The 866-nt window shown below is 65.8% G+C and carries 1 protein-coding gene; it reads left to right on the forward strand.

What is annotated here, in order from left to right; genetic code table 11:
* A partial coding sequence (locus C1I97_RS38075; protein ID WP_258382948.1) for a heterodisulfide reductase-related iron-sulfur binding cluster occupies positions 1-343 on the forward strand: 343 nt, incomplete at its 5' end.
* Positions 344-866: the final 523 nt, after the last annotated feature.

The following is an 866-nucleotide window of genomic DNA, read 5'->3' on the forward strand; positions in this document are numbered from 1 at the left end:
CAACGAGGAGATGCACCGCCACAAGGAGCGCGGCTTCTGCTGCGGCGCCGGCGGCGCCCGGATGTGGATGGAGGAGCGGATCGGCAAGCGCATCAACGACGAGCGCGTCGACGAGGCCCTCGCCCTGAACCCGGACATCGTCTCCACCGCCTGCCCGTTCTGCCTGGTCATGCTGACCGACTCGGTCAACGGCAAGAAGAACGACGGCAAGGCCAAGGAGACCGTCCAGGTCGTCGACGTCGCCCAGCTCCTGCTGGACTCCGTCAAGACCCCCCTCGACGACGAGCCCTCGGCCGGCGAGGCGGACAGCGAGAACGCCCCGGAACCCGAGCCGGTGAAGTAGGCGACACCGACCGCCGAACGCCCGACGCCCCCGGGGCCGTACTTTCCGCAGTACGGCCCTAGGGGCGTCCTCGTCCCCACGACCGTCCTCTCCTGCATGTTGTTCTCGGCAAGGCTCTGCACAGCGGCCTCGGTATCAGCCAGCCGCAGCACGACCTCCGTCATGCCGCCCTTTGTCTTGCGGAACAACTTCAGGCCGGACATCTTCCCCTCTTCAATTCGAAGATCGAGGGCACCGGAGAGGGGCGGGATTGTTTCCGTGATGGCACCAAGAAGAGTGAGGGTCAGGTGCAGGGCTGGGGGCGGGCCGGTATCCCGCTGCCGCTTCTGGCGCCACCTTCCAACCGTCACACGACAGCTCGCAACTGCTCGTCCAAGATCGTCGCCGCCTTGGTGACAGGGCGCGAGCGTTCTCGGGTGGCGAGACGTCATAGTTGCGATGTAGTGGGCGGGTTGTCGCCTTCGCCGGTTTGGTGAAACAGGACGCGGCTCCGGATGATCAAGGTGTCTAAGCCGTTGATCAC

It is taken from the genome of Streptomyces sp. NTH33 (genome assembly GCF_003236365.1).
Taxonomy (GTDB): domain Bacteria; phylum Actinomycetota; class Actinomycetes; order Streptomycetales; family Streptomycetaceae; genus Streptomyces.